Genomic DNA, 15,440 nt, shown 5'->3' with positions numbered 1-15,440 from the left:
CTGAGCGGCTTGCGAGTCGCCAGCGGAGCCGTGCCTTGATGTTGTGTGAACCCATTGCTGTGATTGGACTGGGCCTGCGTCTGCCCATGTCGGACTGCCCGCGTACGCTCTGGCAAATGCTATGTGATGGGATTGATGCGACGGGGGACATCCCGGCCGGGCGCTGGCCTTTGTCTTCGCTCTTCGACGCGGCACCTGATCGCCCTGGGACGATTCGCAACCGCAAGGCCGGACTGATTGAAGGCGTGGAGCTGGCCGACCCCGCGGCGTTCCGGCTGACGAAGCGGGAGCTGCGGCAGATGGACCCGCAGCACCGTCTCCTCTTCGAGTGTGCATGGCATGCGCTGGAGGATGCGGGCCTGCCCTTCGACGCCGTGCGAGGGAGCCGCACGGGCGTCTTCATGGGCGTCAACTTCAGCGACTTCCAGCGGATGCTGGCGAGGGACTGGTCCTCGCTGGATGGCTATTCCGTCCTGGGAACGACGGCGTCCTTCGCGGCCAACCGGCTCTCCTACGCCTTTGATTTCCGGGGACCCAGCACCGTGTCGAGCGTGGGGTGTGCCTCCTCGACGGTGGCCCTCCATGAGGCGTGCCGCAGCTTGACGCTGGGCGAGGTGGAGATGGCCCTCGCCGGGGGCGTCGAGCTGATGCTGTCTCCGGACAGCAGCATCATGCTGTCCCAGGCCGGCGTGTTCTCCGAGCGGGGGCAGTGCCGGACCCTGGATGCGCAGGCGGACGGCTACGTGCGCGGGGAGGGCGCTGGCGTCGTCGTCCTCAAGCGCCTGTCCAAGGTTGAGCCCGGTGACCGCGTGTACGCGGTGATTCGGGGCAGCGCCGTCAATCACAACGGCCGGAACGAGTGGATCATGGCGCCCAGCGCCTCGGCGCAGGCGGACGTCATCCGGCAGGCGTGTGAGCAGGGCGGGGTGGCTCCGGCGAGCATCGACTACATCGAGATGCACGGCTCGTCGTTCCTCAAGGGCGACGCGGCCGAAGCGGAGGCCATCGGGGAGGCGCTCGGGACGCAGCGGCCGGTGCCCTGCAGGCTCGGCGCCATCAGCAACAACGTGGGTTACCTGGGCGCCGCGGCGGGCATCGCGCAGTTCATCAAGGTGTGCCTGTCGCTGCACCACCGGACGTTGGCGCCGACGATTCACGTGGATGCGCCCAACCCGCTGGTTTCGTTCGACGCGCTCGGGCTGAGCATCCAGACGGAGCTGGAGCCCTGGGCCGCGCGGGAGCCTGGCGTGCCGCTGCGAGCGGGCATCGTCTCCACGTCCCTGGGCGGTGCCAACGGCTTCGTGGTCCTGGAGGCAGCTCCGGCTGCGGTGCTGGAGCGGACGCCCGCGCCGGTCCATTTCCTGGCGCTCTCGGCGCTCTCTCAGGACGCGCTCCGTCAGCGGGCGCTCCAGCTTCGGGACTTCCTCGCCACGACGCCGGACTCGGTGGCGACGCTGGAGGACGTCTGCTTCACGGCGGCGCTCAAGCGTCAGCACCACCGGCACCGTGCCGTGGTGATTGCGGGCGACCGGGCTGGGCTCGTGGCGCTCCTGGATTCGCTCGCGACGTCGAGTGGGACGGCGCTCCTGGTTCAGGAGGGCATGCCGCTGGAGCAGGTGGAGGCCGGGCGTGTCTTCGTCGCGGATGGGACGGTGCCGCCCGAGGTGTTCCCGGTGCGTGCAGGGCGCTGCGTGAGCCTGCCGGTCTACCCCTTCCAGCGTCAGCGCCTGTGGCCCGAGTGGCTTTCACCCGATGAAGTCTGCCGCTCACCCAAGGACGCGCGGCCGGACGCCGCCACCCTGCTTCAGGCCGCCGCGGTGGCCGCCGGGGATGCTTCCCGCGTTCCCGACGTGCATGGGGAGGCCCAGATGCGGGCGTTCCTGCGGGGGCACCTCGCGGACGTGCTGGAGGTCGAGCCCGCGACGCTCGATGTGCAGGGGCGGACCTTCTTCGAACTGGGCCTGAACTCCATTGGGGCCACGTTGTTGAAGGAGCGCATCTCGCGGGCGCTCGAGCTCCCGCTGTCGACGACGCTCTTCTTCGAGCTGCCCCGGCTGGAGTCGCTGGCGAAGCGGCTGCTGTCCCTGCTGGAGGCGCGGCGTGGCCGCCTGCCGTCGGACCCGGGCGAGGTGAGTACGCCCGAGCAGGAGGAGCAGGGCCTGATGGAACGCATTGCCGGGCTGTCCGAGGACGAAGCGCGCGAGCAGATCGCCCGGACGTTGGCCGAACTCAGCCTCGAGGTCGCGTGATGAACCGCAAGGACGGATTCATGGCGGAGTTGTCGCCACTCCAGCAGGCGTTGCTGACCATCGAGAAGCTGCAGAAGAAGCTGGCCACGGCCTCGAATGGTGAGCGGGAACCGATTGCCATCATCGGCATGGCCTGCCGCTTTCCGGGGGGCGCCACCAGCCCCGCGAAGTTCCGTGACCTGCTGTGGGGGGCACGGGAGGCGCTGACGGAGATTCCCAGCGACCGGCAGGCGCTCCAGGGGCTCTATGACCCGGACCCCTCCAGGCCCGGGAAGCTGGCCATGCGCCGCGCCGGCTTCGTGGACGAGGTGGACCGGTTCGACGCGGAGTTCTTCCACATCTCCCGGCGTGAAGCCGAGGGCATGGACCCGCAGCAGCGCTTCTTCCTGGAGGTGAGCTGGGAGGCCCTGGAGGACGCTGGCATTCCCCCACACCAGCTCCAGGGGACGCGGACCGGTGTCTTCGCGGGCGTCCACGCGAAGGACTACGCGTTCGTCACGGGGGGCGGGCTGGAGAAGGTGAGCGCCCACTACTCCACGGGTGTGGACGCCAGCTATGTGGCGGGCCGGCTGTCGTACCTCCTCGGGCTCGAAGGGCCGAGCATGGCGGTGGACACCGCGTGCTCGTCCTCTTTGTCCGCTGTGCACCTGGCGTGTCAGAGCCTGCGGACAGAAGAGTCGACGCTCGCCATCGCCGGAGGCGTGAAGCTCATCCTGGCGCCGCAACTCAGCGTGTTCCTGTCCAAGGCGGGAGCCCTCTCCCCCAGCGGCCATTGCCGCACGTTCGACCGGGACGCGGACGGCATGGTGCAGGGGGAGGGCTGTGGCGTGGTCGTCCTGAAGCGGCTGCGGGACGCCGTTCGGGATGGTGACCGCATCCTCGCGACCTTGCGTGGCACGGGCATGAACCACGACGGCGCCAGCGGTGGTCTCACGGTGCCGAACGTCGGGGCACAGGAAGCGCTGTACCGGCGCGTGTTGCAGCGCGCGGGCATCGAGCCCGGGCAGGTGGACTACCTGGAAGCGCACGGGACGGGAACGCGGCTGGGAGATCCCATCGAGCTGGACGGCGTGTCGCGCGTCTACGGCGCAGCGCGGACTTCGGAGCGCCCGCTGTGGATTGGCTCCGTCAAGCCGAACATCGGTCACACGGAGGCCGCGGCCGGCATCGCGGGACTCATCAAGGCCGTCCTGGTGCTCCAGGCGGGCGAGGTGCCTCCCTCCATCAACTTCGAGCACCCGACCCCGGAGTTCGCGTGGGAGGGCTCAGGGCTCGCGGTGCCTCGAGCGCGCACGGCCCTGGCGGAGAAGGACGGCCCTCATCGCGTCGCCGTGAGCTCGTTTGGGATGAGCGGTGTGAACGCGCATGCGCTCGTCGAGGCGTACGCGGAGGCCGCCCATGCCGCCGTGGACGCCGGGCCGTATGTGTTGCCCCTCTCCGCGCGCTCGGAGCCCGCGCTGCGCACACTGGCGGCGTCATGGCTCCAGTACGTGTCGGAGGCCGGTCCTGGGGCGCGGCTCCAGGATGCGTGCTTCATGGCGGGCGCTGGACGCTCACACCATGCGCACCGTGCGGTGCTCGTGGCGAGGACGCCCGAGGCGCTTCGAGCGGCCCTTCACGCTGTCACGGAGGGACGCGATGCGCCGGGTGTCAATCGAGGTTCAGGCGAGGGCGAGCCCGTCTTCCTCTTCGGTGGCACGGAGCCCGAGGCCAGCCGGTTGATGCGTGAGCTGCTGGGCCGGGACGTCTTCCGCGCCCACGCGGAGAAGGTGGATGCGGTCTTCCGGCAGGTGGCAGGTGGGTCCGTCATCGAACAGGTGGCGGGAGCGCAGGCGGGCGAAGGACACCCGGTGGGCACTCTCCTCGTGCTCCAGCTCGCATTGGCGGAGCTCTGGCGCGCGTGCGGTCTGACCCCCGCAGCTGTTTCCGGCTTCGGCGTGGGAGCGCTCTCCGCGGGAGTGGTCGCGGGAGCACTCAGCGTGGAAGACGCCGTGCGGCTCGCCTTGCAGTTGACGCCAGCGCAGCCCGTGCGTCCTCAACCCGTGAAGTACCCATTCTTCTCCACCGTCGATGGCGCCTGGGTCGAAGCGGGCGCCACGGTACCGGGCGCGTACTGGGAGAGACAGCGCGCCGCGGTGATCGACCCGGCGTCGTCCGTGGCGAACCTGTGTGCGCGGAACGCCTCGGCTTTCATCCAGGTCTCTTGTGAGGCTTCCGTTGGGGCGGCGTTGGAGGCCACTGCACGCAGCCGTGGAAGCAAGGCCGTCATCCTGCGTGCCAGCAGGCCCGGAGATGATGCCTGGACGGGTGTCCTGGGCGTCATCGCGGGTGGGTACTCCTCGGGTGGCTCCATTCGTTTCGAGGGGCTCTTCACGGGGGCGCGCAAGACGGTGGTGCCGACGTACCCGTGGCAGCGTGAGCGCTACTGGTGGGACGGAGCGGTCGCTCCAGCACCGAGCAGCGTGCAGCCCGTCCGGGATGCATCCCCCCGGGACCTCTTCTGCGAACTCACGTGGCATGCGCGTACGGTGGGGCAGGGGCCCGTGGACGCGGAGGGCCGCTGGCTCATCGTGAGCACGCAGCCGGCTGCCTCGGAGTCGCTGCGGCAATCCCTGTCCACCGCCGGAGGCACGGTGCGCGTGGCCATCGTGGGCTCCGAGCAGGCGTCGGTGCTCCGGGAGTGGCTGTCCGAGAGCCCGGCGCCCCGAGGCGTCATCTACCTGTCGGGTTCGGAGCATCCCGAATCACTGGAAGGGCTGCACACATCGGTTCAGCGAGAGGTCCACGCGGCGGCGTCGCTCGTGCAGACCCTGGCGCGGCACTCGGCGCCAACGCTGCCTCGGCTGTTCCTCGTCACCCAGGGCTCGCAAGCCGCTGACGGAGCGGCTGGACCCACGGCGATTGCTGGCGCGCCACTGTGGGGCCTGGGACGGGTTGTCGCCTACGAGCACCCGGAGCTTGCCTGCAAGCGCATCGACATCGAACCCGCGGCCTTCGGTGCGCTGGTGACGGAGCTGGCGCGCAAGGTCTCTGCTTCCGCTGACGACGACGAGGTCGTGCTGCGCGGCGAGCAGCGGCTGGTGCCCTCGCTCACGCAGACCCAAACGATTCCGGAAGGCACGGGAGCGTTTCGTCCCCGGCAAGACCGCACGTATCTGATTACGGGCGGGCTCGGTGGAATCGGACTGCGGCTCGCCTCCTGGCTGGTGGAGCGCGGCGCGCGGCACCTTGCCCTCTGTGGAAGAAAAGGTGAGACCGACGAGGCCCGCCAGGCCCTGGCGCCGCTGCGTGCGGCGGGCGCGCGGGTGGAGACCTTCCGCGTCGATGTGAGCCGCCCGGAGTCGGTGGCGGAGATGCTGGCTGCCGTCCGCCGAGGCGGAGCGCCGCTGGGGGGCATCTTCCACAGCGCGGGTGTGCTGGCGGACAGCTCGTTGTTGCAGTGGGAGCCCCAGGGCTTCGAGACGGTCATGGGCCCCAAGGTCGACGGTGCGTGGAACCTCCATGCGCTGGCCACCGACACCACCCTCGAGCACTTCGTCCTGTTCTCCTCGACGGCGTCGCTGATTGGCTCGCCGGGGCAGGCCAGCTATGCCGCGGCCAATGCATTCCTCGATGCGTTGGCGCACTTCCGTCGCGCACGGGGTCTGCCGGCCATCAGTCTCAACTGGGGGAGCTGGGGCGAGGTCGGCATGGCCGTCGCGGATGCTCGGCGTGGCGACCGGCTGGCGGAGCGGGGCATGTCGCCCATGTCCGTGGATGAAGCCCTGGCGGCCATGGCGCTGGTGCTCGCGGAGAACCGCGTCACCCGGGGCATCGCGCGCTTCGATGTGACGCGTTGGACTGCCAGCCATCCTTCCATCGTGGCTTCGTCGCTGTTCCGGACCGAGTCCGTCACCGATGCCGTCCCTGACGTCATGGAGGCGCCGCGCAAGCTGCGCGAGGTGTTGCTCGCGTTGGAAGGCTCCGCTCGCCGCGGCGTCCTGGAGGCGCGGCTCAAGGAGATGATCAGCGAGGTTGGAAAGATTCCGACGACGAAGCTCTCGTCCACGGACTCGTTCGACGCGCTGGGGTTCGACTCCATCATGGCGCTCGAGTTGCGGGACATGGTGCTGGGCGAACTCGACGTGAGCATGCCTCTCAAGAGTTTCGTTGATGAAAGTTCCATTGAGCAGGTGACGGCTGAGCTTCTCGGAAAGCTCGCTGTGGCCAGTGTGCTCGGCGCTGCCTCCTCGGAGCGCGATGATTCGAAGCGGGTCCTGCTATGACATTGAATGAGCTTCTTCAGGCCCTCGCTGGGCACGGCATCAAGCTGTCGGTGGAGGGGGACCGCCTGGCGGTCGATTCGCCCACGGGCGAGATTCCAGGAGCGCTGCGCGAGCAGCTCGTGGCGAACAAGGCCGCGCTGCTGACCCTGTTGTCGGAGCAGCGCATGCCCCAGGCGGAGACGCTGCCGCAAATCACGCCCCGGCCCGAGGAGCGGCACGCGCCGTTCCCGATGACGGAGATCCAGCAGGCCTACAGCGTGGGCCGGCAGGCCGAGCTCGAGATGAACGCGGCGATGCACGCGTACAACGAGATTGACTGCCACGCGCTCGACCTGGCCCGCTTCGAGGACGCCTGGAACCTGCTCATCGCCCGCCACGAGATGCTTCGGGTGGTGGCGCTCCCGGGCTTCCAGCAGCGCATCCTCCCCGACGTGCCGCGCTACGTCCTGCCCGTGGAGGACCTGCGCGGGCGCGAACAGGAGGAGACGGAGGCTCGCTTCCAGGCCATCCGCGAGCGGCTGTCGCAGCAGGTGCTGGCGCTCGACCAGTGGCCGTTGTTCGAGCTCCGCGTGTGCCAGCTCGACGGGGGCCGCTCGCGCCTCTTCATGAGCATCGATGGAACCTTCATCGATGGTTACAGCTTCCAGATTCTCTACCGGGAGCTCGTCCACCTCTACAAACACCTGGGCGGGGCGCCCGCGCTTCCCCAACTGGACCTGTCCTTCCGGGACTACGCGCTGGCGGTGCAGCATGCGCGCGGTGCTCGTCATGCGCGTTCGCTCGAGTACTGGCGCTCCCGCCTTCCGAACCTCCCGCCCGCGCCGGACCTCCCGCTGGACAAGGACCCGGGTTCGCTCCGGCGTCCTCGTTTCGGGCGCGTGTTCGAACGGCTGGGGCCGGATATCTGGCAGCCGCTCAAGCAGCGAGCCCGCGCGCGCAAGCTGACGGAGCCGGAGCTGCTGCTGGCGGCGTACGCGGAGGTCATGGCGCGCTGGAGCCGCAGCCCTCGCTTCACGCTCAACGTCCCGCACTTCAACCGGCTGCCCCTTCATCCCCAGGTCAACGAGATTGTCGGCACCTTCGCCAGCTTCACGCTGATTGAGGTGGACCACCGGCCGGAGCGGACGTTCACGGAGCGGGCCCTTGCCATCCGGGACCAGCTCTTCCTGGCGCTGGAGCACCGTGAGGTCAGCGGCGTCGAGCTGCTGCGGGAGCTGTTCAGGGCCCAGGGGCGTATCGCGGGCGCCATCATGCCGGTGGTGATGACGAGCTTCGCGTCTCACTCCAAGAGCAAGGACTCGCACTGGGTCGACTTCCTGGCGGAGGAGTTCGGCGAGCTCATCGAGGCGCTGACGCAGACGCCCCAGGTGTGGATCGACCTGCAGATTGTCTACCAGCGGGGCGGCGTCTTCCTGAACTGGGACGTGGCGGAGGAGCTGTTCCCGTCCGGCATGATTGAAGACATGTTCTCCAGCTTCTGCGCGCTGCTACGGCGCCTGGCGGAGGACGACGCCGCGTGGGACCAGCAGGGGCTGGACACCCGTCCGGTCCGGCAGGTGGAACTGCTGGCCCGCGTCAACGACACGGCGCGCCCGCGGAGCGGGGAGCTGCTCCACACGGGCTTCTACCGCCACGCCGCGGCACGCCCGGACGCCCTGGCGCTGGCCTCGTCGAGCGTCAGGCTGAGCTATGGCGAGCTCGCCCGGCGCTCCAGCCGGCTCGGACATGCGCTGCGCGAGCGTGGCGCCGCGCCCAACCGCATCGTCGCGATTGTGATGGAGAAGGGGTGGGAGCAGGTCGTGGCCGCGCTGGGGGTTCTCAGCTCGGGAGCGGCGTACCTGCCCATCGACGCGGGGCTGCCGCACGAGCGGCGCGTCTTCATGATGCGGAACGGCGGGGCCGAGCTGGCGGTGACGCAGCCGAAGTTCGCCCAGGAGTCCTGGCCCGAAGGGGTGCAGGTGCTGGTCGTCACGCCGGACGCCTTCAGTGAGTACAGCGAGGCGCCACTGGCGCCCGTGCAGAAGCCCGAGGACCTGGCGCACATCCTCTACACCTCCGGCTCCACGGGCCAGCCCAACGGGGCCATGCTCACCCACGCCGGGATGGTCAATGGCGTGGAGTGGACGAACCGGAAGTTCGGCGTCGGGCCGGAAGACCGCGTCATCGCGCTCAGCGCGCTCCACCACGACTTCTCCGTCTACGACGTCTTCGGCACCCTGAGCGCGGGCGCGGCCCTGGTCATGCCGGACGCCTCCTCGCGCAGGGACCCCTCCCACTGGGCCGAGCTGATGTCCCGTCATGGCGTCTCCATCTGGAGCACCGTGCCGGCGATGATGGAGATGCTGCTGACGTATCTCGAAGGCAGCAACGCCCGGCTGACCTGCCCGTTGCGTCTGGTGATGCTCGGAGGAGATTGGCTCCCCGTCACCATGCCCGCACGGCTGCGGGCGAAGTTCGGCGACGTGAAGCTGATGAGCGTCGGCGGCCCGACGGAGACGTCCCTGTGGAACATCTCCCATCCGGTCGTCGAAGCCGACGAGCGGCGCCGCAGCATTCCGTACGGAAAGCCCATCTCGAACACGAAGTACTACGTGCTGGACGAGCACCTGGACGAGCGTCCCATCTGGGTGCCCGGCGAGCTGTGCTGCGCGGGCGTGGGCGTGGCGCTGGGCTACGTGGGCGCGGGAGCGGGCTCGAAGAAGTTCACCGTGCACCCTCGGACGGGTGAGCGCCTCTACCGCACCGGCGACCTCGGGCGGTATCTGCCGGATGGCACCATCGAGTTCCTCGGCCGCGTCGACTTCCAGCTCTCCATCCGTGGACAGCGCATCGAGCCGGGTGAAATCGAGGCCGCGTTGCTCCAGGAGCCGAGCATCAGCGCGGCGGTGGTCGGGGCGGTCGGCGATCACCACGAAAAGCGCCTGGTCGCCTATGTCGTCGCCTCGGACACGAAGCGCGGCGTGGATACCCGGCACGTCCGCGAGTTCCTGTCCCGCAAGCTGCCCGAACACCTGGTCCCAGCGACCTACGTCGTGCTGGAGGCGCTGCCGCTGACCCGCAACGCCAAGGTGGACCGCAAGGCGTTGCCGCATCCGGACCACGTCGCGCGGCCCACGCAGCGCGAGGAGAGCAAGCCCGCTGCCGCCGCCCGTCCAGGCCGTGAGGCCCAGGCGCTTCAGCAGTCCATCGCGAAGGCCGTGGCGGAGGTGCTGGGGGTTCCAGAGGTCCACCCGGACCGGAACTTCTTCGAGCTGGGCGCCAACTCGGTGCACCTCATCAAGCTCCACCTCGAGCTCAAGGAGAAGCTGGGGCTGTCGGTTCCCGTCACGGACCTGTTCGGCAGGCCCACCGTCAAGGTGCTCGCGGCCAGGCTCGCGGCGGCGGGCGGTGAGGAGAAGCCCGAGGTGGCACTCGCGCCGCGGGAGGAGACGCCGCGGACGCAGGATGCGCGGGACATCGCCATCATCGGCTTGAGCTGCCGCTTCCCCGGGGCGTCGACGCCCGAGCAGTTCTGGCAGAACCTGATGCAGGGCGTGGAGTCGGTGGGCACCTTCACCGATGACGAGCTGCTGGCCGCGGGCGTCAGTCCGGAGGCGTTCCGGAATCCCGGGTACGTCCGCTCGTCGGCGGTGATGGATGACTTTGACGCCTTCGACGCGGAGTTCTTCTCGCTGACGCCCCGTGAGGCACGCGCGTTGGATCCGCAGCAGCGGGTGTTCCTGGAGTGCGCCTGGGAGGCGCTGGAGCACGCGGGCTATCCGCCGTCGGGGCGCAACGGGCTCGTCGGCGTGTATGCCGGGAAGAGCGTCAGCCACTATCGCTATCCCTACCCGGACCTGACGCGCCCCATCGGCTTCTTCCAGGACCTGATGGCCCAGGACAAGGACTTCCTGGCCACGCAGGTGTCCTACAAGCTCGACCTGCGCGGGCCCAGCATCAACGTCCAGACGGCGTGCTCCACGTCCCTGGTCGCGGTGTCCGCGGCGTGCGCGGCGCTGAATGAGGGCAGTTGCGACCTGGCGCTCGCGGGTGGCGTGGCCATCAAGGTGCCCCACCGCGTGGGCTACTTGTACGAGGAAGGCAGCGTCTTCTCGCGCGATGGCCACTGCCGTCCCTTCGACGCCGGGGCCAACGGAACCATCCCGGGAAGCGGCGCTGGCATCGTGGTCCTCAAGCGCCTGAGCCAGGCGCTGGCGGATGGGGACCGGGTGCTCGCCGTCATCAAGGGCTCCGCCATCAACAACGACGGGCACCGCAAGGTGGGCTTCATGGCGCCCGGCGTCGAGGGCCAGACGGACGTGGTGCGCCGTGCGCATCAGCACGCGAAGGTGGACCCGCGGACCATCTCCTATGTCGAAGCCCATGGCACCGGAACGGCCATTGGCGACCCCATTGAGGTCTCCGCGCTGACGGAGGCGTTTGGGGGACAGGTCCAGGCGCAGTCGTGCGGCCTGGGCTCGGTGAAGGGCAACATCGGCCACCTCGACAGCGCGGCGGGCATCGCTGGGCTCATCAAGGTCGTGCTCGCGCTCCAGCACCGCACCTTGCCGCCCACGCTCCACTATCAGTCGCCGAACCCGCGGCTGGAGCTCGACAAGACGCCCTTCTACGTGGTGGACAAGGCCCGGCCGTGGACCGCGACGCAGGGTGTCCTGCGGGCGGGGCTCAGTTCGTTCGGCATCGGCGGCACCAACGTCCATGTGGTCGTCGAAGAGGCGCCGCCGCAGGCGACGCCAGCGCCGGACGTGCAGCCGTTGGACCGCTCGCGGCACCTCCTGGCGCTCTCGGCGCGGAGCCCGGAGGCGCTGCGGCAGCTCGCGGGCCGCTACCGGGCGGCGCTCGAAGCACCGGGCGCATCGCTCGCGGACGTGTGCTTCTCCGCGAACACTGGGCGTGTCGCCTTCGACCACCGGCTCGCGGTGGTGGGGGAGGACGCCGCGCAGGTGGCCGCCGTCCTGGGCGCGGCGGAGCGGAAGGACGAGCACCCGGGGGTCGTCCAGGGAGAGGCCGACACGAAGCAGGCGGTGAAGGTCGCGTTCCTGTTCTCCGGTCAGGGCTCGCAGTACGTCGGAGCCGCGCGCGAGCTGTACCAGACGCATCCGGGCTTCCGCCGGCGCATCGACTCGTTCGACCAGATGCTCCGTGAGTATTGGGACCGTTCGCTGATCTCCGTCCTCTACGCGGAGCCGGGGACGCCATCGCCCATCGACCAGCTCGACTACGCCCAGCCGGTGGTCTTCGTGTTGGAGTACGCGCTGGCCGAGCTGTGGATGTCGTGGGGCATCCAGCCGGACGTATTGCTGGGACACAGCACGGGCGAGCTGGCGGCGGCCTGCATCGCGGGCGTGTTCAGCGTGGAGGATGGCCTGAAGCTGGCCGTTCACCGCGGACGGTTGATTCAGCAGCTTCCGGAGGGCGGCAACATCGCGGTCTCCGCCGCGGAGCCGGAGCTGCGCCAGTTCCTCGCCCAGGGCGGTTGGGCCAGCTCCATCGCGGCCGTCAACGGGCCGGACAACGTCGTCATCTCCGGCATCCCCGCGGAGATCGTGGAGATAGGCCAGGCGCTGGACGCGAAGGGCTACAAGGTCAAGCGGCTGAACATTCCGCGCGCGGCCCACTCGGTCATGATGGAGGCCATCCTCCCGGAGTTCCGGGCCGTCGCCGCGTCGCTGCGTTATTCGCCGCCGTCGATTCCGATGGTCTCCGGGATGACTGGCGAGCTCATCACGGACGGGCTCTGCACGCCGGACTACTGGTGCAGCCAGCTTCGCAACCCGGTGCAGTTCGGCCGGGGCGTGGAGGCGCTGTACCGCGACGGCATGAGCGTCTTCGTCGAGGTCGGCCCGAAGGCGACCCTGCTCGGCATGGCGGCGCGCTCGGTGCCCGAGGGCGCGGGCACCTGGCTGCCGAGTCTGCGCGCCGATGATGGGGGCTGGCGGCAGATGCTGGAGAGCCTGGCGGCGCTGTACGTGCGCGGCGTTGCGGTGGACTGGGCGGCAGTGGATGCCGGCTACCCACGGCGCAAGGTGGAAGTCCCCACCTATGCCTTCCAGCGTCAGCGCTACTGGGAGGAGGGCGCGGGCCTCCAGCGTCCCAACGGGCGAAGCGTTTCCCGCGCCGAGCACCCGCTGATTGGCGAGCGCGTGCCCCTGGCCGTCCTGGAGGCCGGTGAGCTGCTGTTCGAGGCCACGCTGGGGCCTGCCTCGCAGGCGTTCCTGGGCCAGCACCGCGTCTTCGGAACGCCCACACTGCCTGCGACTGGCTACGTCGAGATGGCATTGGCCGCTGGGACCCGGCTGTTGGGCACGACCGCGCTGGAGTTGACCGACCTGGCCATCCTCAACGCGATGACCTTCCCGAAGGATGCCGAGCGGAAGGTGCAGTGCGCCGTGCGCCGCGACGGAGAGGGCAGGGCCGCTGTGCGCATCTTCAGCCGGACGGGTGAGGGCTCGGAGCGCGCGTGGAGCCTTCATGCGACGGGCACGCTCGCCGTCCTCGGTGATGATGCAACGGCCACCGAGGCGCACGACCTCGACAGCGTGTTGAGGGACCTGCAGACCCCGCTTCCCGTCGAGGACTACTACCAGCGGGCACGGAACGCGGGCGTCGACTTCGGGCCGGAGTTCCAGGGCATCACCGAGCTGCGCCGGGAAGGCGAGCAGGTCCTGGCGCGCATCGAGCGCCCGGCGGGCCTCGGGAGCGGCGGTGGCTACCTCGCGCATCCCGCCCTGATGGATGCCTGCCTACAGGTGGTGGGCGGCGCCTATCCGGACATGGATGGCACCGAGCTGTACGTGCCGGTGCACATCGAGCGGCTTCACGTGCTGGGCAGCATCGAAGACGGCGTGTGGAGCCATGCCGTGGTGCGGCCGGTGGATGAGGCTGGGAAGCGGTTGCGTGCGGATGTCCGCATCTTCGGAAGAGATGGCGCGCTGCGCGCCTGGGTGCGTGGCCTGGAGCTTCAGCGCACGAGCCAGGAGGCGCTGCGTGCCGCGCTCTCCACCTCGCTGGATGAGTGGCTCTACGAGCGGCGGTGGGAGCCGCTCGCATTGGAGGGGACTCGTCCGGAGACGCTGGTGCCCGCGAGCGGCGCGTGCCTGATTCTCTCTGAGCGCGACGGCGCAGGGCAGCAGCTCGCACAGGTGCTGAAGCGCGATGGCCGCGCCTGCTTCGTCGCCATCCGTGGCACACGGTCGCACCGTATCGATGAGACCACCTTCGAGGTCCCCGACGCGCCCGACGCGCTCGTGGAGGCCTTGCGCGAACTGCCGCTTCCGGCGGCACTGTCCGACGTCATCCTGATGTGGGGCTCCCATACCGAGGAAGCGGAGACGCTGGATGCGGATGCGCTGGGGCAGGCGGCTCGGGTGACGGGGGGGGGCGCGCTGGGACTGCTCCAGTTCCTTCTGGACCGTGGGTACTCCGGCACCGTGTGGCTGGTGTCGCGTGGCGCGCAGCCCGTGAAGCCGGGCGTTCCGTTGACCGGGATCGCCCAGTCGTTGCTGTGGGGCATGGCGCGGCCCCTGACCATCGAGGCGTCGGAGTTGGATTGCCGGTGTGTCGACCTCGATGCCCAGGGCGAACCGAGCGCCCAGGTGGAGTTGCTCGCGCAGGAGATTCGCCGCCGCGCGGAGGTGGCGGAGGACCAGGTGGCCTATCGCGATGGCCGCTACGTCGCGCGACTCCGGAGGGTCGAGTCACGGAAGCTCGTTGAAGCATCCGCGGAGCGAGTCGAAGCCTTCCGGGCGGACCGAAGCTATCTCGTGGCGGGCGGGCTCGGACGCCTGGGCTTGCTGACGGCGGAGTTGCTGGCGAGCCGGGGGGCACGAAACCTGGTGCTGACAGGCCGGGGCGCTCCGGGGCCGCAGACGGCGGAACGTCTGGAGCACCTGCGCCAGCAGGGTGTCCGTGTCGAGTACCGGCAAGTCGACATCGCGGATGCGGAGCCGCTGGCCGCGCTGCTGAACGAGGTGGCGCGGGACATGGCCCCTCTGGGCGGCGTGTTCCACTCGGCCGGTGTGCTGGATGACGGCGTGCTGCGGCAGCAGCGCTGGGAGCGCTTCGAGACCGTGCTGCGGCCGAAGTTGCGCGGCGCCTGGAACCTGCATCGTCTGACCGCGGGCCTGCCGCTGGACTACTTCGTGATGTTCTCCTCCGTCGCATCGCTCGTCGGCTCGGCGGGACAGTCGAATCACTGCGCGGCGAACGCCTTCGAGGATGCGCTGGCGCACCACCGCCGTGCCCTGGGCCTGCCTGCCCTGAGCATCAACTGGGGCATCTGGGCCGGTGACGCGGGCGCCCAGGTGTCGGTGAGCGAGGAGGCTCGGACGCCGGGCTTCGGTGTCATTCCGAAGGCGCAGGGCCTGCGCGCGCTGGAGCTGCTCCTCACATCGCGCGTTCCTCAGGTCGGCGTGGCCGCCATCGACTGGGCCGTCTTCGGCAGCGGCCGGTCCACGCCCTACGCCGCGGAGTTGCGCGAGCGGGCAGGGGGCGAGCGCACGGTGGAGCGCGCGTCGTTCCTGGACACACTCACGGCGGCGCCCATCGAGATGCGTCGGCAGTTGCTGATGGACTACGTGCGCGAGCAAGTGGCGTGGATGCGAGGCGTGGGCTCCAGCGAGTCCATCGACCCGGCGCGTGGGTTCCACGAGCTGGGCATCGACTCGCTGGCGGCGCTCCAGCTCAAGAACCGGCTTCAGAGTGGGCTCGGCGTGTCGCTGCCGGCCACGCTCGTCTTCAATTACCCGACGGCAGAGAAGCTCGCGACGCAGCTCATGGACGCGTTCATCCCTCTGGAGTTCACGGAGGAAGCGCGCGTCACGTCGAAGTCAGACGCCCCGGTCGAGAGCCCACTGGAAGGGCTGGCTGAAGCGAACCTCGCGCACCTGCTCTCCGAGCAGTTGTCGAAGATGAACTAGGGACGGAA

The 15,440-nt window shown here is 69.5% G+C and carries 3 protein-coding genes; all 3 read left to right on the top strand.

Annotated elements, in window-relative coordinates; genetic code table 11:
* Nucleotides 1-38 precede the first annotated feature (38 nt).
* From FMQ63_RS11655 to FMQ63_RS11645, 3 genes are read left to right on the top strand one after another with little or no spacing between them, the layout of a single operon-like run.
* A complete protein-coding gene (locus tag FMQ63_RS11655; RefSeq protein WP_074960123.1) occupies nucleotides 39-2,249 on the top strand; it encodes a beta-ketoacyl synthase N-terminal-like domain-containing protein in 2,211 nt (736 codons plus the stop codon).
* Nucleotides 2,249-6,514, top strand: coding sequence for an SDR family NAD(P)-dependent oxidoreductase (locus tag FMQ63_RS11650; RefSeq protein WP_171452183.1), 4,266 nt, complete (start codon nucleotides 2,249-2,251; stop codon nucleotides 6,512-6,514). The genes FMQ63_RS11655 and FMQ63_RS11650 overlap by 1 nt, the downstream gene beginning before the upstream one ends.
* Nucleotides 6,511-15,432: a hybrid non-ribosomal peptide synthetase/type I polyketide synthase gene (locus FMQ63_RS11645; RefSeq protein WP_011554302.1), complete on the top strand. Its 8,922-nt coding sequence runs from the start codon at nucleotides 6,511-6,513 to the stop codon at nucleotides 15,430-15,432. Before FMQ63_RS11650 ends, FMQ63_RS11645 begins: the two co-directional genes overlap by 4 nt.
* The last annotated feature ends 8 nt before the right edge of the window (nucleotides 15,433-15,440 follow it).

Origin of the sequence: Myxococcus sp. CA005 (genome assembly GCF_006518205.1) — a bacterium.
Taxonomy (GTDB): Bacteria; Myxococcota; Myxococcia; order Myxococcales; family Myxococcaceae; genus Myxococcus; species Myxococcus xanthus.
This window is presented reverse-complemented; position numbering and strand designations above follow the sequence as displayed.

Bases quoted from the DNA above. Each gene is read 5' to 3' on its own strand.
- FMQ63_RS11655 (WP_074960123.1), top strand. From the start codon at position 39: ATGTTGTGTGAACCCATTGCTGTGATTGGACTGGGCCTGCGTCTGCCC.
- FMQ63_RS11650 (WP_171452183.1), top strand. From the start codon at position 2,249: ATGAACCGCAAGGACGGATTCATGGCGGAGTTGTCGCCACTCCAGCAG.
- FMQ63_RS11645 (WP_011554302.1), top strand. From the start codon at position 6,511: ATGACATTGAATGAGCTTCTTCAGGCCCTCGCTGGGCACGGCATCAAG.